The organism is Burkholderia sp. AU32262, from assembly GCF_020419985.1.
GTDB lineage: Bacteria > Pseudomonadota > Gammaproteobacteria > Burkholderiales > Burkholderiaceae > Burkholderia > Burkholderia semiarida.
The window spans coordinates 257678-284380 of the sequence record NZ_JAIZRS010000005.1; the positions used below are offsets into that span (position 1 = coordinate 257678).

The following is a 26703-nucleotide window of genomic DNA, read 5'->3' on the forward strand; positions in this document are numbered from 1 at the left end:
CCCGAAACGGAAGATCCAGCCATGCCGTACCAGTCCGACGTCACGCAGTTCCTGAACCAGCTCAAGCAGCAGAAGCCGACGCTCGAGGAAGAGCAGCGCAAGGGCCGTTCCCTGTTGTGGGACAAGCAGCCGATCGATCTCGAGGAGCGCGCCGAGCAGCAGGAATCGCGCGTGAAGCAGACGCCGTACGTCTACTACCAGAACTTCTGACGACGTGAGCGCCGCCGACGAGGCCAGCGCCGCCCGGCAGGACGACGCGATCGCCGCGCCCGCGGGCGCCGATTCGACGCCCGACACGGTCGACGGTGTCGCGGCGTTCGCTCGCCTGTACGGCGAGCCGCTCTTCAAGCTGCCGCAGGATCTCTACATCCCGCCCGATGCGCTCGAGGTGTTCCTCGAGACGTTCGAAGGCCCGCTCGACCTGCTGCTGTACCTGATTCGCAAGCAGAACTTCAACGTGCTCGACATCCCGATGGCGCAGGTCACCGCGCAGTATCTGGGCTACGTCGACCAGATCCGCACGTCGAACCTCGAGCTCGCGGCCGAGTACCTGCTGATGGCCGCGATGCTGATCGAAATCAAGTCGCGGATGCTGCTGCCGGTCAAGAAGGCCGACACCGGCGAGGAAGCCGAGGATCCGCGCGCCGAACTCGTGCGCCGGCTGCTCGAGTACGAGCAGATGAAGCTCGCCGCGCAGCGGCTCGACCAGTTGCCGCAGCTCGGCCGCGATTTCCTGCGCGCCGAGGTGTACATCGAGCAAAGCGTCACGCCGCGCTTTCCCGACGTCAATTCGGACGACCTGCGCGCCGCGTGGGCCGACGTGCTCAAGCGCGCGAAGCTCGTCCAGCACCACAAGATCTCCCGCGAGGAGCTGTCGGTGCGCGAGCACATGAGCCTGATCCTGCGCCGGCTGCAGAACGCCCGCTTCATGGAGTTCGCCGACCTGTTCGACACGTCGCGCGGCGTGCCGGTCGTCGTCGTGAACTTCATCGCGATGCTCGAACTCGCGCGCGAATCGCTGCTCGAGATCACGCAGGCCGAGCCGTTCGCGCCGATCTACGTGCGTCTCGCATACCTGCCCGCGTAAGGGCCGCCCCCGCCGCTTCCCGTTCCCGGTTCGTCCCGACGCTCGCCGCCTGGCCGCGGCGGAACGCCGTCCGGCGGGTGTCCTGCACGTCCCGATATAAAGTGAACGATCGTTCTTTTATCGATGCGTCGCACGGCCAAATCCTCTACAATCCGCCGACGCCCGATGCGCCGCCCGCGCGCCGGCGTTGTCCGCTTCGACCCCGGCGCCGCCGCTGCGGCGCCCACGCGCACCTGCGCGAGGAACCCGCTACCCGATCATGAAAGTCATCAGCTCGATCCAGGAACTGCGCGACCAGCTGCGCGGCCAGAACCGCACGGCGTTCGTGCCCACGATGGGCAACCTGCACGAAGGGCACCTGTCGCTGATGCGCCTCGCGCGCCAGCACGGCGACCCGGTCGTGGCGAGCATCTTCGTCAACCGGCTGCAATTCGGCCCGAACGAGGATTTCGACAAGTACCCGCGCACGCTCCAGGACGATATCGAGAAGCTGCAGCAGGAAAACGTGTACGTGCTGTTCGCGCCGACCGAGCGCGACATGTACCCGGAGCCGCAGGAGTATCGCGTGCTGCCGCCGGACGACCTGGGCGGGATACTCGAGGGCGAGTTCCGTCCCGGCTTCTTCGCCGGCGTGTGCACGGTCGTCACGAAGCTGATGTCCTGCGTGCAGCCGCGCGTCGCCGTGTTCGGCAAGAAGGATTACCAGCAGCTGATGATCGTGCGCCGGATGTGCCAGCAGCTCGCGCTGCCGGTCGACATCGTCGCGGCCGAGACCGTGCGCGACGAGGACGGCCTCGCGTTGTCGTCGCGCAACCGCTACCTGACGGCCGACGAGCGCAAGGAAGCGCCCGAACTGGCGAAAACGCTGCAGCGCGTGCGCGACAGCGTGCTCGGCGGCGAACGCGACCTCGGCAAGCTCGAGCAGCACGCGCACACGCACCTGGCCGAACGCGGCTGGGCGCCCGACTACGTCGCGATCCGCCGCCGCGCGAACCTGATCGCACCGAGCGCCGCCGAACTCGAAGCCGGCGAGCCGCTCGTCGTGCTCGCGGCCGCGAAGCTCGGCGCGACGCGCCTCATCGACAACCTGGAAATCTGACGGCCGGCCCGCCCGCGCCTCTCACGACGCATCACGGAGACCCCATGCAGCGCCACATGCTCAAATCGAAGATCCACCGTGCGGCGGTCACGCACTGCGAACTGCACTACGAAGGTTCGTGCGCGATCGACGAAGACCTGCTCGAAGCGGCGGGCCTCATCGAAAACGAACGGATCGACATCTGGAACATCAACAACGGCGAGCGCTTCTCGACGTACGCGATCAAGGGCGAGCGCGGCAGCGGGATGATCTCGCTGAACGGCTCGGCCGCGCGCCGCGCGCAGTTGGGCGACCTCGTGATCATCGCGGCGTTCGCGATGGTCGACGAAGCCGAACTGCAGGCCGGCTGGAAGCCGAAGCTCGTGTTCATCGACGAAGGCAACAAGATCAAGGGCCACCGCGATCACGTGCCGACGCAGAACTGGACGTAAGCCGAGCGGCACGCCCGCGGGCCGCGGCGCGCGGCTGCGGCGCTGCCGTTTGCCGCCGAAGGGCCGGATACCGTACGCCACGGGATCCGGCCCTTTCTCATTGGGTGTCGCGCCGGCCGGGACGGCCCGGGCGCTCAGGAAGCCTTCACGGCCTTCTCGGCCTTCGGCGCGCGGCGCTCGGCCCATTCGACGATCGGCCGCCACTGCTCGAGATCCTTCTCGACGCGGCTTTTCGCGACGTCCCACAGCGTCAGGCCGTGCGCGGCGATCTGCACGTAATTCTGCGTGTCGCGCACGTAGCCGAGCACCGGCAGGCCGAGCCCTTCGACGAACCGGTGCAGCTGGTCGGACGAACGCGTGCGCGCATCGACCCGCATCCCGACGATCCCGACCTCGACGCTGCCCTTGCGCACGGCCTTCTCGCCGGCGAGGCGCTCCAGAAACTGCTGCGTCGCGAGAATATCGAACATCGACGGCTGCAGCGGCACGATCACCTTGTCGGCCAGTTGCAGCGCGACGTTGAGCCGCGTGCCGTGCAGGCCGGCCGGCGTGTCGATCACCGCGTATTCGAGCCCGCGCGGCGGCTTCGACGGCGCCTCCGGATCGAGTTCCCACGCCTCGATCGCCGGCAAGCCGGCCGGCCGCAGGTCGAGCCACGCATGCGCGGACTGCTGCCGGTCCAGGTCGGCCAGCGCGACCCATGCGCCCTGCGCCGCGAAATAGCCGGCTAGATTGGTGGACAGCGTGCTCTTGCCCACGCCGCCCTTCGGATTCGCCACCACGATGACCGTCATGAATTCCCCCGAAAAAGCCGCGCGGCGCCGGCCGCATGGCAGGCGCCGCTCGATTGCGGATACAGGGAGCGATGATATCGGCAAACGGGGGGTCACCGGAACCGGTGGCGCGGCACCACGCCCCCCTTTCGTCCGCTTTCCTTCACGTCACGCGCGCTGGAGGGCGGCCTCCCGCGCGCCGATCGCGAACGCGCCGCCGCCCAGCAACGCCTGCACGGCCAGCGTGACGGCCCAGAACGCCGGATATTCCCAGCCGCCGTGCGGCGACGCAAAGCTCCAGCCGTTCGGCAGGTGCGCGGCCACCGCGCCGAGCATGAACGGCAGCAGCACCAGCGCGGCGACGCGCACGCGGAACCCCGCGAGCAGCGCCAGGCCGCCCGCCAGTTCGACGAACGTGGTCAGGTACGCGAGCCAGCCCGGCAGGCCGATCGACGCAAAGAACTGCGCGGTGCCGGGCAGCGTGAAGACGAACACCTTCTGCGCGACGTGCGCGAGGTACAGCACGCCGAGGGCGACGCGCAACAGCGTCGCGGCGAAATCGTTCAGGCGGTTGGGGTTCATGACGGAGTCCTTCGTGAGTGGATGGGAATGGATCGCACTCTATTCGAATCGAATCGACCGATAAACACGCCAACTGGCTTAAATTGATTCTCCTTTGGAACGAATTGACGCGAAAAAAAGGGCATGACCGATCATGCCCCGCATCCCGCTCAGTAACCGTTCTTGCCTGGCGTGGCATCGCCGCCGGACTGGCCACCGCCCGGCGCATACGAATCGCACGCATGCGCCGCCGACGACACGCCCAGCAGCGCCGCAAGCAGTACGCTCCACCACCATCGAGCCCTCATCGTCACCCTCCTTCGTTGTACGCGATGGCGCGGAAAAAGCGAGGGCGGACCAGCGCGGACTCAACGAAACTCGGCGTACAGCGCGTCGAGATCGAGGTGCTCGGCAAACGTGTCGGCCAGCCGCTCGAGCGACGCCTCGCGCAGCGCCGGATAATCGATGCGGGCCGCGCCGTCGAGCCCCGCCCACGCGAGCAGCGCCGCGCAGGCGTCGGGCGCGTCGAACAGCCCGTGCACGTAGGTCGCGAGGATCTGGCCGTCGGCGGACATCGCGCCGTCGGGACGCGTGCCCTCCTCCGGGACATCGGCGGCCAGCGTCAGCGCGGGCGTCTCGAGCGCCGGCCCGCGCGTGTCGCCCATGTGGATCTCGTAGCCGTGCACGGCCGCCGCGCCCGGCAGCGCGAGTTGCCCGCTCACGTTCTTCAGCGTCTTGTCGGGTTGCAGCGTCGTGTCGAAATCGAGCAGCCCGAGCCCCGGCACGCTGCCGGGCGCGCCCTCGAGGCCGAGCGGATCGTCGAGCGTGCGGCCGAGCATCTGCATGCCGCCGCAGATGCCGATCACCTTGCCGCCGTAGCGCAGATGGCGCCGGATCAGCGCGTCCCAGCCCGCGTCGCGCAGCCACGCGAGGTCGCGCTGCACGCTCTTCGAACCGGGCAGGATCAGCAGGTCGGCGTCGGGCACGGGGCCGCTCTTCCAGTACGTGAATTCGACCTGCGGATGCGCGCGCAGCGGATCGAAGTCGGTGTGGTTGCTGATGCGCGGCAGCGCGGGCACGACGACGCGCAACACGCCGGCTTCGCCGCGTGCGGCGGCGCTGCGCGCTTGCCCGGGCAGCATGTCCTCCGCGTCGAGCAGCAGCCCGTGCAGGTATGGCAGCACGCCGAACACCGGCTTGCCCGTGCGCGCACGCAGCCAGTCGAGCCCCGGTTCGAGCAGCTTGAGGTCGCCGCGGAAGCGATTGATCACGAAGCCGCGCACACGCGCGCGCTCGCTGTCCGACAGGCAGGCGAGCGTACCGACCAGATGCGCGAACACGCCGCCGCGATCGATGTCGGCGACGAGCACGACCGGGCAATCGACGCGCTCGGCAAAGCCCATGTTCGCGATGTCGCCGTCGCGCAGGTTGATCTCGGCCGGGCTGCCGGCGCCTTCGACGATCACCGTGTCGTAACCGGCGCGCAGGCGCGCATACGACTCGAGTACCGCCTCGAACGCGACCGGCTTGTAGTCGTGATACGCCCGCGCGTCGAGGTTCATGCGCGCCTTGCCGTGAATGATCACCTGCGCGCCGCGGTCGCTCGTCGGCTTCAGCAGCACCGGATTGAAATCCGTATGCGGCGCGACGCCGGCGGCCAGCGCCTGCAACGCCTGCGCGCGGCCGATCTCGCCGCCGTCGACCGTCACCGCGCTGTTGAGCGCCATGTTCTGCGGCTTGAACGGCGCCACGCGCGCGCCGCCGCGGCGCGCGAGGCGACACAGGCCCGCGACGAGCGTGCTCTTGCCCGCGTCGGATGTCGTGCCCTGGATCATCAGCGTGCCGCGCGGCCGCGGCTCGGGTGCATTCATCGTGTAAAAGGTCGTCGCGAAGCAAAGGCCGCATTATCGCCCGCCGCGGGTCGCCCGCGCCGTTACAATCACGCGATGATTCCGCACGACCTCACCTTCGTCCTCGGCGGCGCGCGCTCGGGCAAGAGCGCGCATGCCGAGCGGCTCGCCGCCGCCAGCGGCCGCCCCGTCACCTACATCGCGACCGCGACCGCCGCCGATGCCGAGTTCGAACAGCGCATCGCGCATCACCGCGCGCGCCGGCCCGCCGAATGGGGGTTCGCCGACGCGCCCGTCGATCTCGCGGGCACGCTCGCGCGGCTCGACGATCCGCACGCCTGCCTGCTCGTCGACTGCCTGACGCTGTGGCTCACGAACCTGCTGTGCCCCGCCGACGGCGAACCGCTCGACGATGCGCAGTACGCGGCGCAGGTCGAGCGGCTCGAACGCGCGTTGCGCGGCGCGCGCGCGAAGGTGATCGTCGTCAGCAACGAGATCGGGCTCGGCGTCGTGCCGCTCGGCTCCGTCACGCGCCGCTACGTCGACGAGCTCGGCCGCCTGAACCAGCGCGTGGCGACGCTCGCGACGCGCGTCACGCTGCTGGTTGCCGGGCTGCCGCTCGACCTCAAGGCGGGCGCCCCGTCATGCTGATGCTGTCGCTGCCCGTCGTCGCGATGCTCGCGGTCGCGGCCGCGCTCGTCGACCGCGCGATCGGCGAGCCGGCCGGCTGGCATCCGCTTGTCGCGTTCGGCCGCTTCGCCGCGCGCATCGAAGCCGCGCTGAACACGGGGCGGCGCGGCCGCGTGGTCGGCGTCGCCGCGTGGCTCGCGGCGGTCGTGCCGCCGGTGGCCGTCGCGGCATGGCTCGTCGCCGTGCTGCCGTGGCCGTTCGCGGCTGCGCTGCACGTCGCGCTGCTGTGGTTCGCGCTCGGCGCGAAGAGCCTCGCCGACCACGTCGCGCCGATCGCCGCCGCGCTGCTGCGGCGCGACCTCGACGCGGCGCGCACGCTGACCGCGCGCATCGTGTCGCGCGACACGAGCAACGCTGACGAAGGGGCGCTGTCGCGCGCGGCCGTCGAATCGGCGCTCGAGAACGGCAACGACGCGATCTTCGGCGCGCTCCTCTGGTTCGTCGTCGCGGGCGGCCCCGGCGCGTTGCTGTTCCGGCTCGCGAACACGCTCGACGCAATGTGGGGCTACCGCACGCCGCGCTTCCTGACCTTCGGCTGGGCCGCCGCACGCATCGACGACGCGTTGAACTGGATTCCCGCGCGCCTCACCGCCGCGAGCTATGCGCTCCTCGGCGACACGGCCGCCGCGTGGCGCTGCTGGCGCACGCAGGCGCGCCACTGGGACAGCCCGAACGCGGGCCCCGTGATGGCCGCGGGCGCCGGCAGCCTGAACGTGCAGCTCGGCGGGCCGGCCGTCTATCACGGCGAGATCGAGGACCGCCCGGCGCTCGGCACCGGCGCCACGGCAACCGCCCTTCACATCGTCGCCACGCTGTCGCTCGTCACGCGCACGCTCGCCCTGTGGCTCGCGCTGCTGGTCGCGAGCGGCGCAATCGTCATGGCCACCCATCATGTCTGATTCATCCATCGCGCACGGCGGCAACCTGCACGAGGCCGCCCGCCGCCACGGCATTCCGTACGACGCTTGGCTCGACCTGTCGACCGGCATCAATCCGGTCGGCTATCCCGTGCCGCCCGTGCCGGCCGACGCCTGGCGCCGGCTGCCCGACGACGGCGACGGCCTCGCGGCCTGCGCCGCGCAGTACTACCACGCACCCGATGCCGCGCACGTGCTGCCGGTCGCCGGCAGCCAAGCCGCGATCCGCGCGTTGCCCGCGCTGCTGCCGGCCGGCGAGGCCGGCGTCGCGGCGCTCGCGTATGGCGAATACGCGCCCGCGTTCGCGCGCCACGGCCATCGCGTCGTCACGCTCGACATCCGCGCGGATACACTGCCCGCGACGCTGCGCCACGTCATCGTCGGGAACCCGAACAATCCGACCGCCGAATGCGTGCCGACCGGGCGCCTGCTCGGCTGGCATGCGCAACTGGCCGCGCGCGGCGGCACGCTGATCGTCGACGAAGCGTTCGCCGATACGGGCGCGACGCCGTCGCTGGCGCCGCACGTCGATCGTCCTGGGCTCGTCGTGCTGCGCTCGGTCGGCAAGTTCTTCGGGCTCGCCGGGATCCGCGCGGGCTTCGTGCTCGCGTGCCCCGATCAAATCGTCGCATTGCGCGACAGGCTCGGTGCGTGGACGGTCGGCGGCCCCGCGCGCCACGCGGTCGCCGCGGCGTTCGCCGACCGCGCGTGGCAAGCTGCCGCCCGCGAGCGGCTTGCGGCCGACGGCGAACGACTGGCCGCGTTGCTGCGCGCGCACGGCTTCACGGTTCGCGCGACGCCGCTCTTCAGCTGGACCGACGACCCGCGCGCCGCGGCGCTGCATGCGGCGCTCGCGGCGCGCGGGATCTGGACGCGGCACTTCCCGACCCCGTCGAGCGTGCGCGTCGGCCTGCCGGGCAGCGAAGCCGAATGGCAGCGCCTCGGCGACGCGCTCGCGCATTGCGTGCCGCTGCTGCAGCGGGGCCCGGCATGAGTCCGCGCCGGTTCCGCCGGTTCCGCCGGTTCCGCCGGCTTGCGCCGGCCGCGCTGCTGGCCGCGCTCGCCCACGCGCCGCTCGTCCACGCCGACGTCACGGCCCGCGACGACGCCGGCAATACGGTCACGCTGCCCGCGCCCGCGCAGCGCGTGATCAGCCTCGCGCCGCACGCGACGGAACTCGTCTACGCGGCCGGCGGCGGCGCGAAGCTCGTCGGCACCGTCACGTACAGCGACTATCCGCCCGCCGCGCAAGCGGTGCCGCGCGTCGGCGACAACAAGGCGCTCGACCTCGAACGCATCGCCGCGCTGAAGCCCGACCTGATCGTCGTCTGGCGGCACGGCAACGCGCAGCGGCAGACCGACGCGCTGCGCGCACTGCACATCCCGCTGTTCTTCAGCGAACCGAAACATCTCGACGACGTGTCGTCGTCGTTGCGCCGGCTCGGCACGCTGCTCGGCACGCAATCGGCCGCCGATGCCGCCGCGGGCGCCTTGACGCGGGACATCGCCACACTGCGCGCACGCTACGCGGCACGCGCGCCCGTCACGACGTTCTTTCAGGTGTGGGACCGCCCGCTGACGACGCTCAACGGCACGCACCTGATCAACGAAGTGTTCGAACTCTGCGGCGGCCGCAACGTGTTCGCGTCGCTCAAGCCGCTCGCGCCGACCGTGACCGACGAGGCCGTGCTCGCGGCGAATCCGGAAGCGATCGTGACGACGAGTGCCGGCGCGACCCGTTCGAACGAACCGCTGCCGAGCCTCGCGCGCTGGCGCGCGTGGCCCGCGCTGACGGCCGTGGCGCGCAACAACCTGTTCGCGATCGACGGCGATCTGCTGACGCGGCCGTCGCCGCGGATCGCGCAAGGCGCGGCCGCGCTGTGCGAGGATCTGGATGCCGCGCGTGCGCGGCGGCCGGCGCGCTGATTTCCGGCGGGCTGCGGATGCATCGCGCACCGATGCCCGGAGGCGTACGGTGTGCGAGACAGAGCGTCGTTCACATGCAGACGCAAGTGCGCCTATGCGTCCCAGTGCACGACTTCCCACGTTCGCGCGGCATCCTCCGTGCGCAGCCACACAACTCCGCCCGTCGGCACCGGCCGCGAGAGCAACGTATCGAGCGGCACGCGCAGCACATGCGACGCGAATGCGCGGATCACGCCCGCGTGCGTCACGATCCATTGCGGCCCGTCGAACGCCGCAAGCGCGTCCGCCTGCCGTGCAACCCGCGCGGTGAATCGCGCGACGCTTTCCCCGCCGTGCGCGCAGGCATGCATCAGGTCGGCCGCCCACGCATCGAGCGCCGCGCGGTCGATATCGTCCCAGCGCCGCATTTCCCACGCGCCGAAATCCATTTCCTGCCAATCGCCATCGCGCCGCAGCGGCACGTCGAACGCCCGCGCGAGCCGTTCGGCCACCGATGCGCAGCGCGTCAGCGGGCTCGTCCACACCTGTTCCGGCGACGGCACACCCCGTTCCGCCAGATGCGCGCGCACGGCCCGCGCGCCGTCATCAGCCGATTCGGCGAGCGGTACGTCGCTGCGCCCGTAGCAAACGCCGGGCTCGATGCCGACGGCCGGATGACGGATCAGGACGACGTCCATCCGAGCACCACGAGATAGATCGCCAGTTCGCCCAGTTGCTGCGCGAAACCGAGACAGTCGCCCGTATAGCCGCCGATCCGCTTCACGAAATAGCGGGCCAGCCACGCGCGTACCAGCACGAGCGCCACGCATGCGGCAACGCCCATGCGCCAGTCCGGCCAGAACAGCCACGGCAATCCGAACACCGCCGCGATGCACGCGGCACGTGCACCCATCCGTTGCGCGACCGGCTTCGCCTTGCCTTCTGGCCGCACGTAGTCGAGCGTCGTCAGCAGGCTCACGGCCATCGCGCGGCTCGCCGCATGCGCGGCGATCATCGTCCATGCGGCGCGCAGCGGCAGCATCGACGCGAGCGCCTGCCATTTCAGCCCGAGCGCGATCACGAGCGCGACCGCGCCGAACGTGCCGATCCGCGAATCGTGCATGATGCGCAGCACGTCGTCGCGCGTGTAGCCGCCGCCGAACGCATCGCAACTGTCGGCGAGGCCGTCTTCGTGGAATGCGCCGGTCGCGAGCAGCGTCGCGGCCATCGACAGCCCGACCGCGATCGATGCCGGCAGCGCCCGCAGTGCAACGAGATAGACGAGCGCGCCCCATGCGCCGACGCAGGCGCCGACGAGCGGGAAATAGCGTGCGGCCTGATCGAGATCGCCGGCCGCGTAGCCGATCGAGCGCGGCACGGGCACGCGCGTGAAATAGCCGAGCGCGACGAAGAAGTAGCGCAGTTCGGCCCGCATGCCGCGCGCGCTCAGGCGTCACGATCGTCGACGCCGGCCGATTCGAAGCTCGCCATCTCGGCGAGGAACGCGGCCGCCGCGCGCACCAGCGGCAGCGCGAGCGCGGCGCCCGTGCCTTCGCCGAGCCGCAGGTCGAGCGCGAGCAGCGGCTTCGCGCCGAAATGTTCGAGCATGCGCCGGTGCCCGGCCTCGTGCGACGTATGCGAGAACACGCAGTAGTCGCGCACGCCGGGCGCGATGCGCTCGGCGACGAGCAGCGCGGCGGTCGCGATGAAGCCGTCGACGAGGATCGTCATCCGCTCGCTCGCGGCCGCGAGGTACGCGCCCGTCATCATCGCGATCTCGAAGCCGCCGAACGTCGCGAGCACGTCGAGCGGCGCGATCGCATGCGAGTGCTTGACGAGCGCGCGGCCGAGCACCGCGCGCTTGTGCGCGAGCCCCTGGTCGTCGAGGCCCGTGCCGCGCCCGACGCATGCGTCGATCGGCACGTCGAGCAGGCGGCTCATCAGGCAGGCGGCCGACGACGTGTTCGCGATCCCCATCTCGCCGAAGCCGATCACGTTCGTGCCGAGCGATGCGTGCACGCGCACACGCGCCGCGCCGGCCGCCAGCGCCGTCATCGCTTCTTCACGCGTCATCGCCGGCTCCGCCGCGAAGTTGCGCGTGCCGCGCGCGAGCGGCAGCGACACCAGCCGGTCCGACGGCGGCAGCGGCGACGCGACGCCCGCATCGACGATCTCGAGCGTGCTCTGCGCGACGCCCGAGAATGCATTGATCGCCGCGCCGCCGGCCAGGAAGTTCGCGACCATCTGCGCGGTCACCGCCTGCGGATAAGGACTGACGCCTTCGGCGGCGATTCCGTGGTCGCCCGCGAACACGATCGTCGCGGGACGCTGCACGACCGGCCGCTCGGTGCGCTGGATCAGGCCGATCTGCAGCGCGAGCGCCTCGAGCTGGCCGAGGCTGCCGGGCGGCTTGGTCTTGTGGTCGATCACATGCTGCAGGCGCTGGCGCAATGCGTCGTCGAGCGGCGCGATCGCGGGCGGGAATTGGGTCGGAGTCGTCATCGAGGAGCCGTGTCGTGCGCGCGGCATGCGCCGCGCATCGGAAAAGTCGAAACAGGAAAGGTCATGGTCGCGCAGGCCATGCCGGCAGCAGCGCATCGCGGCCGTTCTCGCGGATCAGCACGAGCGGATAGCCGAACGCGTCGCTCGCGCGCTCGGGCGTCAGCACGTCGTGCACGAGGCCGGCCCACGCATGGCCGCGGCCGTCGAGCAACAGCGCATGCGTCGCGAAACGCCGCGCGAGATTCAGGTCGTGACACGAAAACATCACCGTGCGCGGGCCGGCCGCGAGCCACGCAGCCAGCACGGTCAGGCAGTCGATCTGGTGATGCAGGTCGAGATGCGCGAGCGGTTCGTCGAGCAGCATCAGCGGCGCATCCTGGCACAGCGTCGCGGCCAGCGCGACCCGCTGCCGCTCGCCGCCCGACAGCGACATCACGTCGCGCGACGCGAGCGCGGTGAGGTCGAACGTCGCGAGCGCAGCGCGCGCGGCCGCGCGGTCGCCGTCGCGCTCCCAGCCCCAGCCGCCGAGATACGGAAAGCGGTTGAGCAGCACCGTGTCGAACACGGTCGCGCTGAACGCATCGTGTAATTGCTGCGGCATCAGCGCGCGGCGCTGCGCGAGTCGTTCGGGGCGCCACGCGGCAAGCGGCCGGCCGTCGATCTCGACGTGTCCCGCGGCGGGCGGCTGCAATCCCGCGAGCGTGGCGAGCAGCGTCGTCTTGCCGGCGCCGTTCGGCCCGGCGACGCACCAGATCTCGCCGGGGCGGAACACTTGCGTGAAGCCGTCGAGCAGCGTGCGCGCGCCGGCCTTCAGCGTCAGGTCGACGGCCGTGTAGCGCATGTCGCCGGCAGCGGCGTTCAGTGCGGCACCCGTCATCGCATCGGTTTCCTCAACAACATCCACAGGAACACCGGCACGCCGATCAACGCGGTCATCACGCCGACCGGCAATTGCGCGGGCGCGATCGCGGTACGCGCGAGCAGGTCGGCCGCCATCACGCCGCCGCCGCCCGCGAGCATCGCGGCCGGCAGCAGCATCCGCTGGTCGTTGCCGCACGCGAGCCGCAACGCATGCGGCACGACGAGGCCGACGAAGCCGATCGTGCCGGCCGTCGTCACGGCGGCCGCGGCGGCCAGCGACGCGACGAGATAGATCCGCACGCGCAGGCGCGCGACCGGCACGCCGAGCGCTTGCGCGGTGGCGTCGCCGCGCAGCAGCACGTTCAGTTGCGGCGCGGCCGGCAGCGCGACGCCTGCGCACAGCAGCAGCGCGCCCCACGCGAACCACGGCGCCGTCGCGCCGTTCAGGTCGCCCGTCAGCCAGAAGATGATGCCGCGCAGCCGCGCGTCGGGCGCGAGCGACAGCAACAGCGTGACGAGCGCGCCCCACCCCGCCGCGATCACGACGCCCGTGAGCAGCAGCCGCGGCGATGCATCGCGCGATTCGCCGCGCCACACCTCGCGCCTCGCGAGACCGAGCACGAGCGCGACCGAGACGAGCGAACCCGCGAACGCCGATGCGTCGACGAGCCACCACGCGCCGCCCGCGATCATCGCGACGAGCGCGAAGCCGGCCGCGCCGCCGGACACGCCCAGCACGTACGGCTCCGCGAGCGGATTGCGCAGCAGCACCTGCAACAACGCGCCGGCCAGCGCGAGCAGCGCGCCGCACGCGAAACCCGCGAGCGCGCGCGGCAGGCGCAGCGTCGTCACGATATCGGCAACGAGGGTATCGCCGCCATGCGGCACGAGCGACGCGAGCGCCTGCCACGGCGACATCGGCACGCTGCCGAACGACAGCGACGCGACGAACAGCAGCGCGACCGTGGCGGCCAGCGCGGCCCAGATGGCGGCGGCGCGCGCGGCGTTCATGCCGCGCACGGCCGCACGCACGACGCGCGGCGCATCCGCTTGCGGGAGTCGGCCGGGCGCGACGTGGGCGCGTGGCGGACGATTGGGGTCGGCATCGAAGAACGTTCCGTGAAGCATTGCGCGCCCTGCTTCCCCGCAGGCCGCGCGTCATGGAGCCCGTGCGGGCTCCCCGTCTCGGCCGGTATCCGGGCTGGCGGCGGTCCGGCTCGCCTTCCCGCGCGACGACGCGCAGTGGCCCGCGCCCGCGTGCGACCTGCACGCGAAACGCGCCCGAGCCGGCCTGCGTCACGCGACGCGGCCGCTTACCGTTGCGGGGGCAGCGCAGGTTGGCGCGCGTGGAGCCCGCACCCTGCTTCCCGTTTAACCGCGCGTCCTGCGCGCGAGCACCGAGGCGGCGCCAGTTTAGGAGCCGGTCGTGCAAGCGTCAAGGAAGCGTCCGGACCCGCGCGAGACGCGCCCATTCGCGGCAAGAAGCAGGGGTGTTACGACTGGAAACGTTACAGATGTCGGATTGCGCGGTATTCCGCGCTAAAATGCTGGGTCTTTAGAGGACGCAGCAAATGCTCAACGAACTCGAAACCCTGTCTCAAAATATTGGCCGTCTGATTTCGCTGAACAAGCGCTATCACTCGGAACGGCTCGCGCTCGAGGAGCAGGTCGCGCAATTGCGCGCGGAAGCGGACACGGTCCGCGCGGAGCTCGCGCAGCTGCGCGACGAACGCAATGCGCTCGCGGCCGAGCGCGACACGTTGTCGGCGAAGATCGACGACGCCCAGGTGAAACTGAACGCGATTCTCGAAAAGCTGCCGCGCTCGAAGAGCGCGGAGCAAGCCGACAACCAGCTCGACCTGCTCGATGCGCAGGCGCGCACGGATGGCGATGACGCGGCCAGCCACGGAGAACATGCATGAGCACCAAGCAGATCGAAGTCTCGATTCTCGGTCAGGCCTATCGGCTCGCCTGTTCGGCCGAGACCGAAGCGGCGCTGCTCGAAGCGGTCGCGCGCGTCGACGCCGAAATGTCGAAAATCCGCTCGAACAGCTCGGTGCGCGGCACCGATCGCATCGCGGTGATGGCGGCCCTGTCGCTTGCATCGGAATTGCTGCGGCTGCAAACGAGCGTGCGGCACGGTGAAGCATTTCCGGCCGAGGAAATCCGTCGTACAATGCACCAGATGAACGAACAGCTCGGCGCGGTGCTCGCACAGCACGAGACGCAGTAACGTTTCAAACGATGTGTCGATTCCCCTTGATCTCGGCGGTCAACGGTGGTCAAATTGGCGCATCGAATCACAGTTCAGTCAGCTTCCCTGCCTGGTTCGCCAAGGTCATATATTCCTTGAACCAATGCCATGTGCACGGTTGCGGAAATTTGTAGCACGGGCGCGCGCGTCACTCTGTCTGATGTACCCGAAGTGCTGCTAACTGCGACCAATTCTGAACCTCAGGTTCAGGATGCCGGCCTAGCGGCCAAGGTGGGGGCCTATCCAACGGCATCGGGAGTTCCCGATGCCGTTTCCTTTTTGAGGGCCTGCTTGCATGCGGCGCGCGCATGCAAGCAGGCCCTCATGCCCCTTCTGCGCCGATCACGACCATGCAATACTGGCTGATGAAGTCCGAACCGGACGAAGCAAGCATCGACGATCTCGCCAACGCACCGCAGCGCTCGCTGCCGTGGACCGGCGTGCGCAACTATCAGGCGCGCAATTTCATGCGCGACACGATGAAGATCGGCGACGGCGTGCTGTTCTATCACTCGAGCTGCCCCGAGCCAGGCATCGCCGGCCTCGCCGAAGTATCGTCGACGCCCTACCCCGATCCCACGCAGTTCGATCCGAAAAGCCCCTATTACGACCCGAAATCGACGCGGGAAGCGCCACGCTGGCTGCTCGTCGACGTGCGCTTCGTGAAGAAATCGCCGCTCGTGCCGCTCGCCGCGCTGCGCGAGCACGACGAGCTCGCCGACATGCGCGTGCTCGCGCGTGGCAACCGGCTGTCGATCACGCCCGTCACGCGCGCCGAATGGCGGTTCATCACCGAAAAGTTGATGAAGTAGGCGCGCGCCAAAGGTCAAATCTGGTCAGTACACCCTGCCGTCACGGAACTCGCGGCACGTTCGCGCGGCCTAAGCAACCGCTGTCGGCCGATCGGGCCGGCTGTCGTTTTTTCGTCGCGCGGCACGCCCGCGTCGCGCACGCGTGATCCGCGTGCGCGCCCTCGCACAAGGAGTCCAACAATGACCAAGAAATCCGCACTCGCGCTGTCGCTCGCCCTCGCCGCCGCCGTCCCCGTCGCGCTGACGCTCGCGTCGCCCGCCGCACACGCCCAGACGGCGAACCCGCGCTTTCCGGAGCCGGCGGGCGTGCTGTCGCTCTCGTCGCAGGCGAGCGCCGACGTACCACAGGACATCATCCACATCACGCTGTTCTACGAGCAGCAGGCCAAGGACCCGGGCAGCCTCACCGCGCAGTTGAACCAGCGTGCGGACGCGGCCCTGTCGCAGGCCAAGGGCGTATCGGGCGTCACCGCGCACACGGGCGCGTTCTCCGTGTATCCGAGCACCGATCGCGACGGCAAGATCTCCGCATGGCGCGGCCGTACCGAGGTCGCGCTCGAATCGCGCGATTTCGCCGCGGCGTCGAAGCTGGCAGGCCAGTTGTCGAACCTGATGCAGGTCGCGAACGTCGAGTTCTCGCTGTCGCCGGAAGCACAGCGCGCGGCCGAGCAGAAGCTCACGACCGAGGCGATCAAGTCGTTCCGCGCCCGCGCGGACGAAGCCGCGAAGGCGTTCGGCTACAGCAGCTACACGATCCGCGACGTAAACGTCGGCAGCGGCCGCAACGTGCAGCCGTACCCGCGCATGATGGCGATGGCCGCGGCGCCGATGGACAGCGCGAAGATGAGCGCGCCGATCGCGGTCGAAGGCGGCAAGGCCACCGTGTCGGTCACCGTCAACGGCTCCGTGCAGATGAAGTAACGCGCATCGCGCAGTCGCCGAAACGCAAAACGCCGGCCCGAGGGCCGGCGTTTTTCATCCGCATCCGGTATCGATGCTCGCGCCGATCGCGCGTGCATCGATACCGCGTCATGCAGCCACCTCGTGCAGCCATTTCATGCGGCCGCATTCGCGTTCGCCGCGCGGCGGCGATACGCCCAGACCATCATCGCGATACCTGCGACGATCATCGGCAGCGACAGCCACTGCCCCATCGACAAGCCGAGCGCCAGCAGACCGAGGAAGTCGTCGGGCTCGCGCGCGAACTCGACCGTGAAACGTGCGAGGCCGTAACCGATCAGGAACAGCGCCGATATGGCGCCCATCGGCCGCGGCTTGCGCGCGAACAGGAACAGCACGAAGAACAGCGCGATACCTTCGAGCGCGATTTCATAGAGCTGCGAAGGATGGCGCGGCAGCATCTGGTATTGCATGAACACGTCGGCGAGATGCCACTTCTCGACGAGTTCCGGATGTTTCGGCAGCCATGCCGCATCGTCGCGCATCGCGCCCGGGAACAACATCGCCCACGGCGCCGTCGGATCGGTCACGCGGCCCCACAGTTCGCCGTTGATGAAATTGCCGAGCCGCCCGGCCGCGAGCCCCGTCGGCACCATCGGCGCGACGAAATCGGTGACCTGCAGCCAGTGTCGCTTGCGCTGCCACGCGAACAGCGCCATCGCGAGCGTCACGCCGAGGAAGCCGCCGTGAAACGACATGCCGCCTTCCCACACCTTGAACACGTCGAGCGGATGCGAGAAGTAGAAATCGGCCTTGTAGAACAGCACATAGCCGAGCCGGCCGCCGAGCACGGTACCGAGCACGCCGTAGAACATCATGTCGTCGATGTCCTTCGCGGTCCAGCCCTGCGCCGCGACGTGCGGCAGCTTCAGGCGGATCCGGCCGACGACGATCGCCGCGATGAAGGCGACGAGATACATGAGGCCGTACCAGCGCACGGCCAGCGGCCCGAGATGGATCGCTACGGGGTCGAAATTCGGGTGAATGATCATGGGTTAGCGAAGAAGTTTTCGAATACGGTGCGGCCGTCGCACACATGCAGGACCGCGCATTGGACGGCGATCGCGCGCCGTCGTTCACGTCACGTGGCGAGGCCCTGCGCGCGCACGACGTCGATGAAGCCGGCGAGCACGGGGCTCACGTCGCCGGTGCGCCACACGAGGCCCGTCTCGACGACCGGCGCCACGCCGGCAAGCGGCCGGTAGACCACGCCGGTGCGCCGCAGGTTACGCAGCGATTGCGGCACGAGTGCGACGCCCATGCCGGCCGACACGAGGCTGACGATCGTCTGCATCTGGATTGCCTCCTGGCCGATGCGCGGGGTTTCCCCCGCCGCGCCGTAGCAGCCCGTAATGATGTCATAAAAGCCGGGCGCCAAACGACGCGGAAAGATCACGAGCGGCAACGCGGCGACCTCGGCGAGCTGCACGGGCGCGTCCTCGGGCGCGTCGGACGCCCCGGCCGGCATCGCGACCACCAGTGGCTCGCGCACGACGGGCAAGTACGACAGCCCGGCCGCGTGACGCGGCGGCACGGGCGGAATCACGAGCCCGGCGTCGATGCGCCCGGCGACGAGTTCGTCGATCTGCACGTCGCTCGTCGCTTCCGCGAGCTGCAGCCGCACCTGCGGATAGCGCGCGCCGAATGCGCGAAGCAACGACGGCAACAGCCCGTAATCGGCGCTCGACACGAACGCAAGCGACAGCGAGCCGGCCTCGCCGCGCGCGAGCCGCCGCGCGAGCGGCGGCAGCGCATCGGCCGACGCCAGCAGCCGGCGCACGTCCGGCAGCAGCGCCGCGCCGACCGCCGTCAGCGCCACCGAGCGCTTGGTGCGCACGAACAGCGCGACGCCGAGCGCGTCCTCGAGCGCGCGGATCGCCTGCGACAGCGGCGGCTGCGTCATCGACAGGCGCTCGGCCGCGCGGCCGAAATGGCGCTCGTCGGCGACGGTCGCGAAATAGCGCCACTGGCGCAGGTCGGGCGTGGGTTCGGCCATGTTCGACTCATTCGAAAAACGACTTAATAGGCTATGAATAATATATTGGACATCCCAAACCGGACACTCCATTCTTGACCGATCCGAACCGGCACGCCGTTCGCGGGCGTCGCCCATACAACCATGGAGTCCCCCATGTCGTACAACCGCCGCTCGAAGCACATCACGCAAGGCGTGGCCCGTTCGCCGAACCGCTCGATGTATTACGCCCTCGGCTACCAGAAGGACGATTTCGACAAGCCGATGATCGGCATCGCCAACGGCCATTCGACGATCACGCCGTGCAATTCCGGCCTGCAGCGGCTGTCGGACGCGGCCGTGGAGGCCGTGAAGGCGGCCGGCGCGAATCCGCAGATCTTCGGCACGCCGACGATTTCGGACGGCATGTCGATGGGTACCGAAGGCATGAAGTACTCGCTCGTGTCGCGGGAAGTGATCGCCGATTGCATCGAAACCTGCGTGCAGGGCCAGTGGATGGACGGCGTCGTGGTGGTCGGCGGCTGCGACAAGAACATGCCGGGCGGCATGATCGCGCTCGCGCGCCTGAACGTGCCGGGCATCTACGTGTACGGCGGCACGATCCGCCCGGGCAACTGGAAAGGCCGCGATCTGACGATCGTGTCGGCGTTCGAGGCCGTCGGCGAGTTCACCGCGGGCCGGATGTCGCAGGAGGATTTCGAAGGCGTCGAGAAGAACGCGTGTCCGACCTCCGGTTCGTGTGGCGGCATGTACACCGCGAACACGATGAGCTCGTCGTTCGAGGCGCTCGGGATGTCGCTGCTGTATTCGTCGACGATGGCGAACCCCGACCAGGAGAAGGTCGATTCGGCCGCCGAATCGGCGCGCGTGCTGGTCGAGGCGGTGAAGCGCGACCTGAAGCCGCGCGACATCATCACGAAGCAATCGATCGAGAACGCGGTGTCGGTGATCATGGCCACCGGCGGCTCGACCAATGCGGTGCTGCACTATCTCGCGATCGCGCACGCGGCCGAGGTCGACTGGACGATCGACGACTTCGAGCGCATCCGCAAGCGCGTGCCGGTGATCTGCGACCTGAAGCCGTCGGGACAGTACGTCGCGACCGACCTGCACCGGGCCGGCGGGATTCCGCAGGTGCTGAGGATCCTGCTCGACGCGGGGCTGCTGCACGGCGACTGCATGACGATCACCGGCCGCACGATCGCCGACGAACTGAAGGACGTGCCGGCCGTGCCGCGCGCGGACCAGGACGTCATCTTCCCGATCGACCGTGCACTGTACAAGGAAGGCCATCTGGCGATCCTGAAGGGCAATCTCGCGGAAGACGGCGCGGTCGCGAAGATCACCGGCCTGAAGAACCCGGTGATCACGGGCCCGGCGCGCGTGTTCGACGACGAGCAGAGCGCGATGGACGCGATCCTCGGCGACCGGATCCGCGCGGGCGACATCCTCGTGCTGCGCTACCTCGGCCCGCAAGGCGGCCCGGGCATGCCGGAAATGCTCGCGCCGACCTCCGCGATCATCGGCAAGGGGCTCGGCGAATCGGTCGGCTTCATCACGGACGGCCGCTTCTCGGGCGGCACCTGGGGCATGGTGGTCGGCCACGTCGCGCCGGAGGCATTCGTCGGCGGCACGATCGCACTGGTGCAGGAAGGCGATTCGATCACGATCGACGCGCACCGGCTGCTGCTGCAACTGAACGTCGACGATGCGGAACTCGCGCGCCGTCGCGCCGCATGGCAACCGCCGGCGCCGCGCTATACGCGCGGGGTGCTCGCGAAATTCGCGGCGCTCGCCCGGCCGGCGAACCAGGGCGCGGTCACAGGCTGATACGGGGCGCGCATCGCATACGACCCCGATAAACGGGGCGGCCGGGGAACGCGCAAAACGTGCTTCCCCTTTGCTTCTATAATGCGCGGACCATGAAGCCGGCCGTCCCCGCCGGCGGAGAACCGCATGAAACAGACGATATTGCGCGTGCTGCTCGCCACGCTGCTGACCGGCAGCGCGGCGGCGGCCCGTGCCGACCAGGCCAGCGGGCTCGCGCTGGCGCAACGCAAGAACTGCATGGCCTGCCATGCCGTCGGCAAGCCGCTGATGGGGCCGTCGTTCCACGACATCGCCGGCAAGTACGCGGCGCGCGGCGACGCCGTCGATTATCTGGCGCAATCGATCGTGAAAGGCAGCGTCGGTGTATGGGGCAGCGTGCCGATGCCCGCCAATACGCAACTGACGAGCGCCGAAGCACACACGCTTGCCCAGTGGGTGTTGTCGGTACGCTGACGCGGATACCCGCGCGGCGTGCCCATGCCGTGCAGGGCGTCGCAGGCGGGCCGCCCTGACCGGCGGACCGGCGCCTCACCGCCGGCTTCGCAGGCCCTTACCCAGCCGCTCCCTCTTTTTCACCGTCGCGAACGATGGCCGTTCAGCCGGCATGCCCGGCGCGACGGCGGGCGATTTCTTCATCGACCGCATCGCGCACCCAGTCCATCACCTCGGTTTCCAGTGCAAGTGCGACTTCGCGCGTGACCTGGCCGACCAGCCAGGCCGAATGTTCATGCAGCGCATCGCGACAACGCGCTTCGATGGCCTCGCGCCCCGCCCCGGTCAGATAGTTCGTCAGGCGATGGCGCAGCCGTTCGGCGATGTGCTGCGCATCCTCGGGCGTGAGCGCGGCCGCGGCGGGTGCGTCCGGCAGCGGTGCGGTGCCCGACGGGCCCGCGTCCGGCACTGCCGCCTCGGGCGCGTGCACGGCCGCCTCGCGCGCAATCACGGCGAACGTGTGCTGCGGCAACTCGTCATCGACCAGCGACGAGCGCAGCGGCGCCGTCATCGCCGCCGCCTCTTCGGCAACCACGTGCCCGGCGGCGCCCGGTTCGGCCGGCGCATCGGTCTCGCCCGCATCCGCAGGCGTCACCACGTCTCCCTGCAACTCGACAGCCGGGACGTGCGGCGTCGGCACGGGTTCGACGACGACGGATTCGGGGTCGGCTTCGGTTTTCGGGGGAGCCGGCGCGGCGCCTGCGCCGGGGACGATCACGTCGGTGAGCACCGGAATCGCCGCGCTGTCGTGCGGCAGGGGTACGGCCGACGCGGACACGGCGGCCGATGCGGACGAGCGAGCCGGCGCCGGCTTGCCCGGCACCAGCACGTCGGTCAGCGTCGGGATCGAGGATGAATCGGCTTCTGTCACGGGAACACTCCGTCGACGGTTGCGGCTAGCCGCCCTGCTTGTAATTGTTCAGCGCGTAGCCGCGGTCGCGGTAGAACCGGTAGCGGTCGCGGCCCGCGGCCAGCTCGTCCGGCGCGTTGCCGACCACTTCGAGCAGGCGCTCGAAGCGGGCGAACTGCGCGGGCACGGTCGCGCCGAGGTTCAGCAGCACGTGGTGATGCGGCGCGCGATCGAGATCGGCGGCCAGCACGATCGGCGTGCCGGCTGCGTGCTCGCTGTCGACACCGCAATGCGGGATGAAATCGAGCGGCGAGAACGTCCAGAGCCGCTCGTCGAGCGCGCGCAGGCGCGCGGGCTCGGCGAGCACGACGACCGGCTGCCCGGCCTGATAGGCCTTGCGCAGCAGCCGGCACGCATACGCGAGCGAATCGCCGACGTTCGAGTGGAAATCGATCCGCGTCATTGCCCGCGCACCCGCTGCGTCGTCGGTACCGCCATCACTGGCCGGCGCGATCGATCAGGAACTGCGCGAGCAGCGGCACCGGACGGCCCGTCGCGCCCTTCGCGGCACCGCCCTTCCATGCGGTGCCCGCGATGTCGAGGTGGGCCCACGGATAGCTCTCCGTGAAGCGCGACAGGAAGCACGCCGCGGTCACCGCGCCGGCCGGACGCCCGCCGATGTTCGCGAGATCCGCGAAATTCGACTTCAGCTGCTCCTGGTACTCGTCGTCGAGCGGCATGCGCCATGCCGGGTCGTTCGCCTCGCGCGACGCGTCGAGCAGTTCGCCCGCGAGCGCGTCGTTCGTCGAGAACAGCCCGCTGTTGTGGGCGCCGAGCGCGATCACGCACGCGCCCGTCAGCGTCGCGACGTCGATCACGGCGGCCGGCTTGAAGCGCTCGGCATACGTGAGCGCGTCGCACAGGATCAGGCGGCCTTCGGCGTCGGTGTTCAGCACCTCGATCGTCAGCCCCTTCATGCTGGTGACGATGTCGCCCGGCTTCGTCGCGTTGCCGCCCGGCATGTTCTCGCAGGTCGGCACGATCGCGACGACGTTGATCTTCAGGCCCATCTCGGCGACCGCGCGGATCGTGCCGAGCACCGAGCCCGCGCCGCACATGTCGTACTTCATCTCGTCCATGCCCTCGCCCGGCTTCAGCGAGATGCCGCCCGTGTCGAACGTGATGCCCTTGCCGACCAGCACGACCGGCGCGGCCTTCGCGGCGGCGCCCTGGTAGTGCAGCACGATGAACTGCGGCGGCTCGACCGACGCGCGCGCGACCGACAGGAACGACCCCATCTTCAGCGCCTGGATCTGCTTGAGCCCGAGGACTTCGGCCTTCAGGCCCCAATCCTTCGCGATCTTCTTCGCGGTGTTGCCGAGATAGGTCGGCGTGCAGACGTTGCCCGGCAGGTTGCCGAGATCGCGGGTGAGATCCATCCCGTTCGCGAGCGCGACGGCCTGCTTGATCGCGACCTTCGCGGCCTTCTCGTCCGCCGGGTCGACGCTGAACACGACGCGCTTGAGCGTGTGCGACGCCGGTTCCGGCTTGCTCTTCATCTGCGTGAAGCGGTAGGTCTCGTTGCGCAGCGCGAGGATCGCGGCGCGCACGCCCCAGTCGGAGCTGCGCTCGTCGACCGGCAGCTGCGCGAGCGAGAACGTGACCTGGACGACCTTGGTCGCCAACAGCGCGCGCCACGCGGCGGTGACCGCGTCGTTATAGGCTTTCTGATTGAAAGCATCCTGCTTGCCGAGCCCGACGAGCAGCACGCGCGACGCGCCGATGCCCGATACTTCGTGCAGGAACAGCGTCTTGCCGCGCTTGCCGTCCATGTCGCCGGCCTTCACCACGCGCGAGATCAATCCCTTGGTGGCCGTGTCGATGTCGAGCGCCGCGCCCGACAGGGTCTGCGCCTCGAAGATGCCGAGCACGATGCAGTCGGACTTCCCGGTCAGGAACCCCTTGGCCTCGCCTTTGCTCCAATCACAGCCTTTTATGCTAAAGTCCATCGCGCTTGTCCCCGGATAAAATCTGGGCTAAGGATGAAAGCCGCAATTATCCGCTATTTTTCCCGTGGCGGCGCGAGCGCTCCACCACGCGTGCGCAGCCTCCCGCCCTCTTCTCATCAAGAATGATCTTCGAACGCTCCCTCCAGCGCGAGCTTGCGTATACGGCTGGCGCCGTGTTCATGGTGCTGCTCACGATCATGCTCACGACGATGATGATTCGCATCGTCGGCTACGCCGCGTCCGGCGAAATCGATCCGCGCGACGTGCTCGTGCTGATCGGCCTGACCGTAATCGGCTACCTCGCCGTGATGCTCGTCGTCACGCTGTTCGTGTCCATCCTGTTCGTGCTGACCCGGTGGTACCGGGACTCCGAAATGGTGGTGTGGCTCGCGTCGGGCGTGAGCCTTACGCGCCTCATCAAGCCGATCGGCGTGTTCGCCACGCCGATCATCCTGCTGATCACCTTCTTCGCGTTCGTCGGCTGGCCGTGGTCGAACCAGCAGAGCAAGATGATCAAGGCGCGCTTCCAGCAGCGCGACGAGATCTCGCTGCTCGCGCCCGGCCAGTTCCGCGAATCGGCCGCGAATCATCGCGTGTTCTTCATCGAGAAGATGTCGCCCGACCAGAGCAAGGTGCAGAACGTATTCGTCACGTCGACGGAAAACGGCAAGCTCAACGTGGTCGTGTCGCAGACGGGCCACACGGAAACCTCGAAGGACGGCGATCGTTTCGTCGTCCTCGAGGACGGCCGCCGCTACGACGGCACGCCCGGCCAGCCGAACTTCAAGATCATGGAGTTCGAGCGCTACGGCGTGAAGATCACGAGCAAGCCGGTCGTCAACGTGCAGACCACCAACAGCACGCCCACGCCCGACCTGCTGCGCAACCCGACGCGCGACAACCTCGCGGAATTCGCGTGGCGCGCGGGGCTGCCGCTGATCGCGATCAACCTGATGGTGCTCGGCATCCCGCTCTCGTACCAGAACCCGCGTCGCAGCCGCACGATCAATCTCGTGATGGCCGTGCTGATCTACCTCACGTACTCGAACCTGCTGAACGTCGTGCAGGCGCAGATCGAGCAGGGCAAGATGTCGTTCGGCGTCGGTCTCGTCGGGCTGCACGCGCTCGTCGCGGCGATCGTCGCATTCATTTTCTGGTTGCGCGTGCGCAATCGTCCGCTGTTGACACGCGCGCTGTTCGGCCGCTCGGGAGCATGATCGATGCGGCTCTATGAAAAATACTTCGCGCGACAGATCTACGTCACGTTCATCTTCATCCTGTTCGCGTTCTCCGGCCTGTTCTTCTTCTTCGACCTGATCAGCGAGCTGAACTCGGTCGGGCACGGCAACTACAAGTTCGGCTACGCGGTGCTGCGCGTCGCGCTGCAGACGCCGTCGCGCTTCTACGAGATCATCCCGGTCGCCGCGCTGATCAGCGCGATCTACGTGTTCGCGCAGATGGCCGCGAACTCGGAATTCACGATCTTCCGCGTGTCGGGCCTCGCGACCAACCAGGCGCTGCGCTCGCTGCTGAAGATCGGCGTGCCGCTCGTGATCGTCACCTACCTGATCGGCGAATTCGTCGGGCCGTACGCGGATCAATTGTCCGAGCGCGTGCGGCTGCAGGCGCTCGGCGCGTCGGTGTCGTCGAACTTCCAGTCGGGCGTGTGGGTGAAGGACACGCTCGCGGCCCGCGAGAACGGCGAGCAGGTCACGCGCTTCGTCAACGTCGGCAGCCTGTCGCCCGATTCGACGATCAGCAACGTGCGCATCTACGAATTCGATTCGAAATTCCAGCTGCAGAACGTGCGGATCGCGCAGACCGGCCGCTACGAGCCGCCCGGCCACTGGCTGCTGACGGGCGTGACCGAAACCGAGCTGACGCCGATCAAGCCGGTCAGCGGCCAGCCGGCCGATGCGCTGAACCCCGTGTACCGGTCGCAGCAGGTGTCGCTGCCCGAATACCGGCTGCGGTCCGACCTGACGCCGCAGATCCTGTCGGTGCTGCTCGTGTCGCCGGAGCGCATGTCGATCATCAACCTGTTCCGCTACATCCAGCACTTGCGCGAGAACCAGCAGGACACGCAGCGCTACGACATCGCGCTGTGGCGCAAGCTGCTGTATCCGTTCGCGGTGTTCGTGATGCTCGTGCTGTCGCTGCCGTTCGCGTACCTGCACACGCGGGCCGGCGTGGTCGGCGTGAAGGTGTTCGGCGGCATCATGCTCGGCATGAGCTTCCAGCTGCTCAACACGCTGTTCTCGCACATCGGCACGCTGAACACGTGGCCCGCGCCGCTGACCGCCGCGACGCCGGGCCTCATCTATCTCGCGCTCGGCCTGTTCGCGCTCAAGTGGGTCGACCGGCACTGAGCGCCGCGTCGCGACGGAGGCTTCGACATGCATTCGCACGGTATCGTCCTGTTCGGCCACGGCGCCCGCGATCCGCGCTGGGCCGAGCCGTTCGAGCGGCTCGCCGCGCGGCTGCGCGGCGCCGGCTCCCCCGCCACGCAGGTGTCGCTCGCGTTCCTCGAACTGATGACGCCGTCGCTCGGTGAGGCCGTGGCCGCGCAAGCTGCGGCCGGCTGCACGCGCATCACCGTGGTGCCGGTCTTTTTCGGCCAGGGCGGCCATGTGCGCCGCGATCTGCCGCAACTCGTCGACGCATGCCGCGCCGCGCATCCGGGCGTCGACATCCGCTGCGCGACGGCCGTCGGCGAAGACGACGGCGTGCTCGACGCGGTCGCGCGCTATTGCGTCGACCAGATCAGCGGCGACGCGTAGCAGCCCACGCATTCACCGTAGCCAAAGAAAAAAGCGCCGGCGGCGCTTTTTTCGTTTGGTACCGC

The 26703-nt window shown here is 69.1% G+C and carries 31 protein-coding genes, 1 other RNA gene and 1 riboswitch; of the genes, 18 read left to right on the forward strand and 14 right to left on the reverse strand.

Translation table 11 applies throughout. From position 1 onward, the window contains the following. Window positions 1-21 precede the first annotated feature (21 nt). The 4 genes from LGN10_RS08135 to panD all read left to right on the forward strand — a co-directional run bounded on the left by LGN10_RS08135 (window position 22) and on the right by panD (window position 2617). Window positions 22-210: a DUF3460 family protein gene (locus tag LGN10_RS08135; protein ID WP_006484044.1), complete on the forward strand. Its 189-nt coding sequence runs from the start codon at window positions 22-24 to the stop codon at window positions 208-210. A 4-nt stretch (window positions 211-214) separates the two neighbouring features. Then, entirely contained in the window at window positions 215-1087 is an 873-nt protein-coding gene (locus LGN10_RS08140) for a segregation and condensation protein A (protein WP_012329011.1), read from the forward strand. A gap of 259 nt (window positions 1088-1346) precedes the next feature. Then, window positions 1347-2186, forward strand: a complete 840-nt coding sequence (gene panC, locus LGN10_RS08145; RefSeq protein ID WP_124659002.1) for a pantoate--beta-alanine ligase — start codon at window positions 1347-1349, stop codon at window positions 2184-2186. A gap of 44 nt (window positions 2187-2230) precedes the next feature. After that, window positions 2231-2617, forward strand: a complete 387-nt coding sequence (gene panD, locus LGN10_RS08150; protein ID WP_006484038.1) for an aspartate 1-decarboxylase — start codon at window positions 2231-2233, stop codon at window positions 2615-2617. Window positions 2618-2751: 134 nt separating this feature from the next. On the opposite strand, the gene LGN10_RS08155 is transcribed toward panD, so the two are convergent. The 4 genes from LGN10_RS08155 to LGN10_RS08170 form a co-directional block, all read right to left on the reverse strand. Then, entirely contained in the window at window positions 2752-3411 is a 660-nt protein-coding gene (locus LGN10_RS08155; protein WP_059576701.1) for a ParA family protein, read from the reverse strand. A 147-nt stretch (window positions 3412-3558) separates the two neighbouring features. Beyond that, window positions 3559-3972, reverse strand: a complete 414-nt coding sequence (locus LGN10_RS08160) for a DoxX family protein (RefSeq protein ID WP_060966783.1) — start codon at window positions 3970-3972, stop codon at window positions 3559-3561. A 149-nt stretch (window positions 3973-4121) separates the two neighbouring features. Further along, a complete protein-coding gene (locus LGN10_RS08165) occupies window positions 4122-4259 on the reverse strand; it encodes a hypothetical protein (protein WP_167351618.1) in 138 nt (45 codons plus the stop codon). A gap of 60 nt (window positions 4260-4319) precedes the next feature. Then, window positions 4320-5822 carry a cobyric acid synthase gene (locus LGN10_RS08170; RefSeq protein WP_226222679.1) on the reverse strand — a complete coding sequence of 501 codons (1503 nt, stop codon included), beginning with the start codon at window positions 5820-5822 and terminating at the stop codon, window positions 4320-4322. Window positions 5823-5897: 75 nt separating this feature from the next. Here LGN10_RS08170 and cobU point away from each other — a divergent pair, with 75 nt between their 5' ends. Genes cobU through LGN10_RS08190 form a run of 4 tightly spaced genes read left to right on the forward strand, consistent with a single transcriptional unit; the run spans window position 5898 to window position 9334 of the window. Then, window positions 5898-6452 (forward strand): bifunctional adenosylcobinamide kinase/adenosylcobinamide-phosphate guanylyltransferase, encoded by a 555-nt coding sequence (cobU, locus tag LGN10_RS08175; protein ID WP_059576711.1) that lies wholly within the window; start codon window positions 5898-5900, stop codon window positions 6450-6452. Then, window positions 6446-7390, forward strand: coding sequence for an adenosylcobinamide-phosphate synthase CbiB (gene cbiB / locus LGN10_RS08180; RefSeq protein ID WP_226222681.1), 945 nt, complete (start codon window positions 6446-6448; stop codon window positions 7388-7390). Before cobU ends, cbiB begins: the two co-directional genes overlap by 7 nt. Beyond that, window positions 7383-8402 carry a threonine-phosphate decarboxylase CobD gene (gene cobD, locus LGN10_RS08185; protein WP_059576717.1) on the forward strand — a complete coding sequence of 340 codons (1020 nt, stop codon included), beginning with the start codon at window positions 7383-7385 and terminating at the stop codon, window positions 8400-8402. The genes cbiB and cobD overlap by 8 nt, the downstream gene beginning before the upstream one ends. Then, window positions 8399-9334 carry a cobalamin-binding protein gene (locus tag LGN10_RS08190; RefSeq protein ID WP_226222683.1) on the forward strand — a complete coding sequence of 312 codons (936 nt, stop codon included), beginning with the start codon at window positions 8399-8401 and terminating at the stop codon, window positions 9332-9334. The genes cobD and LGN10_RS08190 overlap by 4 nt, the downstream gene beginning before the upstream one ends. A gap of 92 nt (window positions 9335-9426) precedes the next feature. On the opposite strand, the gene cobC is transcribed toward LGN10_RS08190, so the two are convergent. From cobC to LGN10_RS08215, 5 genes are all read right to left on the reverse strand, one after another. Beyond that, a complete protein-coding gene (gene cobC, locus LGN10_RS08195; RefSeq protein ID WP_226222685.1) occupies window positions 9427-10011 on the reverse strand; it encodes an alpha-ribazole phosphatase in 585 nt (194 codons plus the stop codon). After that, on the reverse strand, window positions 9996-10748 hold the full coding sequence (locus tag LGN10_RS08200) for an adenosylcobinamide-GDP ribazoletransferase (RefSeq protein WP_226222686.1): 753 nt from the start codon (window positions 10746-10748) through the stop codon (window positions 9996-9998). The genes cobC and LGN10_RS08200 overlap by 16 nt, the downstream gene beginning before the upstream one ends. Window positions 10749-10759: 11 nt before the next feature. After that, the gene (cobT, locus tag LGN10_RS08205) at window positions 10760-11815 is read right to left on the reverse strand and encodes a nicotinate-nucleotide--dimethylbenzimidazole phosphoribosyltransferase (protein ID WP_226222696.1); all 1056 of its coding nucleotides are present in this window, start codon (window positions 11813-11815) and stop codon (window positions 10760-10762) included. 61 nt (window positions 11816-11876) lie between these two features. Continuing rightward, complete coding sequence (locus LGN10_RS08210; RefSeq protein ID WP_226222698.1) at window positions 11877-12692, reverse strand: ABC transporter ATP-binding protein; 816 nt, start codon at window positions 12690-12692, stop codon at window positions 11877-11879. Further along, on the reverse strand, window positions 12689-13804 hold the full coding sequence (locus LGN10_RS08215; RefSeq protein ID WP_226222700.1) for a FecCD family ABC transporter permease: 1116 nt from the start codon (window positions 13802-13804) through the stop codon (window positions 12689-12691). Before LGN10_RS08215 ends, LGN10_RS08210 begins: the two co-directional genes overlap by 4 nt. A gap of 41 nt (window positions 13805-13845) precedes the next feature. Further along, window positions 13846-14093, reverse strand: a riboswitch (cobalamin riboswitch). Window positions 14094-14247: 154 nt separating this feature from the next. Between LGN10_RS08215 and LGN10_RS08220 the strand changes: the two genes are divergently transcribed. From LGN10_RS08220 to LGN10_RS08240, 5 genes are all read left to right on the forward strand, one after another. After that, window positions 14248-14598, forward strand: coding sequence for an ATPase (locus LGN10_RS08220; protein ID WP_006478092.1), 351 nt, complete (start codon window positions 14248-14250; stop codon window positions 14596-14598). Beyond that, window positions 14595-14909: a cell division protein ZapA gene (locus tag LGN10_RS08225; RefSeq protein WP_011352906.1), complete on the forward strand. Its 315-nt coding sequence runs from the start codon at window positions 14595-14597 to the stop codon at window positions 14907-14909. The genes LGN10_RS08220 and LGN10_RS08225 overlap by 4 nt, the downstream gene beginning before the upstream one ends. Before the next feature lie 81 nt (window positions 14910-14990). Next, window positions 14991-15172, forward strand: a non-coding RNA gene (gene ssrS, locus LGN10_RS08230) — 6S RNA. Window positions 15173-15280: 108 nt separating this feature from the next. Further along, window positions 15281-15742: an EVE domain-containing protein gene (locus LGN10_RS08235; protein WP_059576737.1), complete on the forward strand. Its 462-nt coding sequence runs from the start codon at window positions 15281-15283 to the stop codon at window positions 15740-15742. A gap of 180 nt (window positions 15743-15922) precedes the next feature. Next, window positions 15923-16663 carry an SIMPL domain-containing protein gene (locus tag LGN10_RS08240; protein WP_226222702.1) on the forward strand — a complete coding sequence of 247 codons (741 nt, stop codon included), beginning with the start codon at window positions 15923-15925 and terminating at the stop codon, window positions 16661-16663. Between the two features lie 134 nt (window positions 16664-16797). Here LGN10_RS08240 and lgt read toward each other — a convergent pair whose 3' ends face one another. Both lgt and LGN10_RS08250 read right to left on the reverse strand, forming a co-directional pair. After that, a complete protein-coding gene (gene lgt, locus LGN10_RS08245; protein WP_059576743.1) occupies window positions 16798-17694 on the reverse strand; it encodes a prolipoprotein diacylglyceryl transferase in 897 nt (298 codons plus the stop codon). 89 nt (window positions 17695-17783) lie between these two features. Then, a complete protein-coding gene (locus LGN10_RS08250) occupies window positions 17784-18698 on the reverse strand; it encodes a LysR substrate-binding domain-containing protein (RefSeq protein ID WP_226222704.1) in 915 nt (304 codons plus the stop codon). Between the two features lie 135 nt (window positions 18699-18833). Between LGN10_RS08250 and ilvD the strand changes: the two genes are divergently transcribed. Together ilvD and LGN10_RS08260 are read left to right on the forward strand one after the other, a co-directional pair. After that, complete coding sequence (gene ilvD / locus LGN10_RS08255) at window positions 18834-20507, forward strand: dihydroxy-acid dehydratase (protein ID WP_226222706.1); 1674 nt, start codon at window positions 18834-18836, stop codon at window positions 20505-20507. Window positions 20508-20633: 126 nt separating this feature from the next. Then, complete coding sequence (locus LGN10_RS08260; protein ID WP_226222708.1) at window positions 20634-20960, forward strand: c-type cytochrome; 327 nt, start codon at window positions 20634-20636, stop codon at window positions 20958-20960. Between the two features lie 142 nt (window positions 20961-21102). Here LGN10_RS08260 and LGN10_RS08265 read toward each other — a convergent pair whose 3' ends face one another. From LGN10_RS08265 to LGN10_RS08275, 3 genes are read right to left on the reverse strand one after another with little or no spacing between them, the layout of a single operon-like run. Then, on the reverse strand, window positions 21103-21870 hold the full coding sequence (locus tag LGN10_RS08265) for a DUF2486 family protein (protein WP_226222710.1): 768 nt from the start codon (window positions 21868-21870) through the stop codon (window positions 21103-21105). A gap of 25 nt (window positions 21871-21895) precedes the next feature. Further along, entirely contained in the window at window positions 21896-22312 is a 417-nt protein-coding gene (locus LGN10_RS08270) for a DNA polymerase III subunit chi (protein WP_006484796.1), read from the reverse strand. A gap of 34 nt (window positions 22313-22346) precedes the next feature. Then, window positions 22347-23858, reverse strand: coding sequence for a leucyl aminopeptidase (locus LGN10_RS08275; protein WP_060010213.1), 1512 nt, complete (start codon window positions 23856-23858; stop codon window positions 22347-22349). Between the two features lie 122 nt (window positions 23859-23980). Here LGN10_RS08275 and lptF point away from each other — a divergent pair, with 122 nt between their 5' ends. The 3 genes from lptF to LGN10_RS08290 are packed head-to-tail and all read left to right on the forward strand — an operon-like array spanning window position 23981 to window position 26638. Further along, on the forward strand, window positions 23981-25075 hold the full coding sequence (gene lptF / locus LGN10_RS08280; RefSeq protein ID WP_226222712.1) for an LPS export ABC transporter permease LptF: 1095 nt from the start codon (window positions 23981-23983) through the stop codon (window positions 25073-25075). Window positions 25076-25078: 3 nt separating this feature from the next. Next, entirely contained in the window at window positions 25079-26227 is a 1149-nt protein-coding gene (lptG, locus tag LGN10_RS08285; RefSeq protein WP_059576762.1) for an LPS export ABC transporter permease LptG, read from the forward strand. Window positions 26228-26254: 27 nt separating this feature from the next. Then, the gene (locus tag LGN10_RS08290; RefSeq protein ID WP_226222714.1) at window positions 26255-26638 is read left to right on the forward strand and encodes a sirohydrochlorin chelatase; all 384 of its coding nucleotides are present in this window, start codon (window positions 26255-26257) and stop codon (window positions 26636-26638) included. Window positions 26639-26703 lie beyond the last annotated feature (65 nt).